Consider the following 3,162-nt stretch of genomic DNA (forward strand, 5'->3'; position numbering starts at 1 on the left):
CAGTCGTTGGGGTATCCACCGCCGAACTTGTCGGAGTTGCTGTATCGTGACGCCCGCCAACCAGAGAAATCACGCCTCTTACTCAGCGAACGAGTGGCTGAAGCCTTCATGAGGCGATCAAGTGCTTAACCGAACACCAATGGTTATCGGTGTTAACAGTGCCCTTGAAGTCGACATCTATGGACACGTGAACTCCACGCATATCGCGGGTTCGAAGTTAATGAACGGGCTTGGTGGTAGTGGAGACTTCAGTCGAAACAGCATGTTGGGGGTGATTGTTCTCGGGTCGACTGCTAGTAGTGCCACGATTTCTCGCGTCGTCCCAATGGTCTCGCACGTCGACCATACCGAACATGATATCGACGTTATTGTCACAGAACAAGGGGTAGCTGATTTGCGTGGACTTTCACCTATGGAGCGTGCTGATGTGATGATTGAAAATTGTGCACACCCAGAATTCCGAGACGATTTGATTGCATATCTGGACGCTGCACGTACTTCTGACGGTCATATTTTTCACTCGTTGGATTGTGTTTTCGACTGGCAGTGAACTACCTCTCCCCCTCGTTTCACCCGCTTCTCGTGAGAAGATGGAAAAGCGCCTGTAATCGCCGCTGTTCGGTTGTGAACTACTGGTTCGCATTTATCGAATCGGAAGAGGGGTACGGATTCCTTGCTTCGAATGGCATTTATCGTTGAAAAGGAGATTCGATATGTGCATAAAACACTCTCAAAATGATTGCATATTACCCAAACTCAATTTGGAACAATAGGTGTGGTTTTTGTACCCTCTATCCTAATCAAATGATAGAGCATGCCAAACAAGGAAAAACGAACGATCCAATCGGCTGAACGAGTGTTCGATATTATCGAACTTATTTATGTAAATGATGGAACATCACTTTCGGCGATAGCAGAAGAATGTGGTATCGCAAAAAGCACTGCACACCAATATATCGCAACGCTCCTGAACGAAAATTTTGTCGTGAAAGAAGACGGTGACTATCATCTCGGGCTTCAATTTCTCAAATATGGTGAACATGCTCGACTCCGCCACAAAGCATACGAAATGGCCAGGGAGAAGGTATCTGCACTTGCCGAAACCACAGATGAACGCGCACAGTTCATCGTCGAACAAAGTGGCCGTGGTTATTATGTCCACCGCGAAACCGGTGCCAATGCTGTTCAAACGGACTCGGGTATCGGGAAAGAAATTGTTTTCCATGCAACTGCGGCTGGGAAAGCAATCCTCTCAGAACTCCCTAAAGCAGTGGTAATCGATTTGGTGGGCGAGGAACCGCTTTCTGAAGTCACTGATAACACGATTACTAATCACGATCGACTCTTTGCTGAGCTTGAAGAGATTAGAGAACGCGGGTTCAGCTTCAACCGGCAAGAAAGTATCGAGGGCCTACGGGCAGTAGGTGTTCCTGTGAGGGATCGAAATGGGGGAATCGTTGGGGCACTTAGTGTCTCTGGTCCTACCCACCGGATGAAGGGCGAATGGTACAACCGAGAGATTCCAGACCTCTTGCTCGCCTCTGCAAACGAACTCGAATTGAATATCGCCTATCTTTGAGCCTTCTCGTCTTACGATATCAGGGCAATGCATTACACAACTATAGGTGTAATTCCACTCACTGACGTAACGTGCCTTAATTTACATCGTCATCCAACCTAGTACTGTAGACAAAGGAAAAGCATCTTCTTTCTTCAAGCAGAAGATCAGACCAAGAAAACACGCTATACAAGGATTGTGACTGATCTGCTAACCTCGGGAAAGACAAGCAATGGTACAACGCGTAATCGATGAGTGCGAGCTGACGGATTTCTGTGACACACTCGAGTCATATTGGACTGGAGAGTCTGGCGAGCCATACAGCCTTCGTGAGCTTGCAGAGCTATTGAATCAGAAAATGCTACGCGCGGCACTGACCGACGCGGGAGTATCAACGCTCGACGGAGAAGTCGAAAACACCTATCGCTTGTTGACGAGTGATAACGTCAGCAGCGGGGTTCAGACAGAGACGGAGAATGCGCTCACACGTGATGGACTCGATGTCAGACAGCTCAAGCGGGCTATGCTGTCGACGAACTCCTTCAAGAAGGTGGCTGTGACTGTCCCCTCGATAGTGACTGACTCTACAGCCCTGTGTCACCATTATAGCCCAACTTCTACAGTGACCATTACAGAGGTATGTATGTAATGCACCGTCGCTAAATATGAACAGAAGAGGAATACAACGACGTATTGGATCTTCATTGAGAGGCGAACCAGCTGGAATTCGAACTCGGCCGTCTGGTATCTGAACTCGAGGGCGTTGAGGAAGAAATCACATCTATCGAGTCTCAGGTCGCCGAACAGGAGTAACTTGAAGCGCAACGGGAAGCGATTCAAGACGAGCTCGCTGATCTGCGGACGCGCATCGATCAAATCGAAGCGAATGCAGTCGACAATTCAACGGCCATATGGAGACCGTCCTCGATATCCTCAATCGTGAAAATCTCGACCGCATCTGGATCGACCGTACTGAACGCGAGTCCGAGAAGGAGTGTCGGAAGGCCACGAAAAGTGTCTTCAACTTACACGTGGTTCGCAGCACTGAATCGTAGACAACCCACGAAGATACGATTGACTGTCTCAGCAAGAGTGAGCGAGAAGTCACCGGACTCGTATTCGCGCTTGCCGGGTATCTCGTCCACGATGTGTACGAGAAAGTGCCATTCATCCCGCTCGACTCGCTCGAAGCGACCGGTTCCGATCGAATTGCGACGTTCGTCGACTACTTCAACGAGTACACAGGCTATCTCGTCGCTGCACTGCTGCCCGAGGACGGTGCGGCCCTCGATGATGAGTATCAACGAGTCACGGAGTTTTAGTCCGTACCCGCTCACTGTCTCCTTCGGCTGAAACACCCGTCTCTTTCATCCGTCGAACGCGATTTCAGTGAATTGCGAGCGACCGTCCCGACGCCGCTCGATAGAACCGACCCGATTCCACGAGTCACAAACCCCGGAGCGAACAGGGATTTACAATATCAGTACTGTCGGTACTTCCCAACCGATGTGAGAACTGAAGCTAAAGCGTTAGTCTAATTAGGAAGATGTCTGGTTGAGTGAATGTGTTCAATATCCCTCAGCCAGACGGTGCTCTTTCGGACT

At 49.5% G+C, this 3,162-nt stretch carries 3 protein-coding genes and 1 pseudogene; all 4 read left to right on the forward strand.

What is annotated here, in order from left to right; all coding sequences use genetic code 11:
• Positions 1-139: 139 nt before the first annotated feature.
• The gene (locus ACR3FF_RS26455; RefSeq protein ID WP_458191064.1) at positions 140-550 is read left to right on the forward strand and encodes an acetyl-CoA hydrolase/transferase C-terminal domain-containing protein; all 411 of its coding nucleotides are present in this window, start codon (positions 140-142) and stop codon (positions 548-550) included.
• Positions 551-814: 264 nt separating this feature from the next.
• The gene (locus ACR3FF_RS26460) at positions 815-1,579 is read left to right on the forward strand and encodes an IclR family transcriptional regulator (protein ID WP_458191065.1); all 765 of its coding nucleotides are present in this window, start codon (positions 815-817) and stop codon (positions 1,577-1,579) included.
• A 211-nt stretch (positions 1,580-1,790) separates the two neighbouring features.
• Positions 1,791-2,207 (forward strand): rod-determining factor RdfA, encoded by a 417-nt coding sequence (rdfA, locus tag ACR3FF_RS26465; protein WP_458191066.1) that lies wholly within the window; start codon positions 1,791-1,793, stop codon positions 2,205-2,207.
• Between the two features lie 26 nt (positions 2,208-2,233).
• Positions 2,234-2,880, forward strand: a pseudogene (locus ACR3FF_RS26470) (archaea-specific SMC-related protein); the annotation flags it as partial.
• Positions 2,881-3,162 lie beyond the last annotated feature (282 nt).

The sequence above is a fragment of the Haladaptatus ordinarius genome (assembly GCF_054177595.1).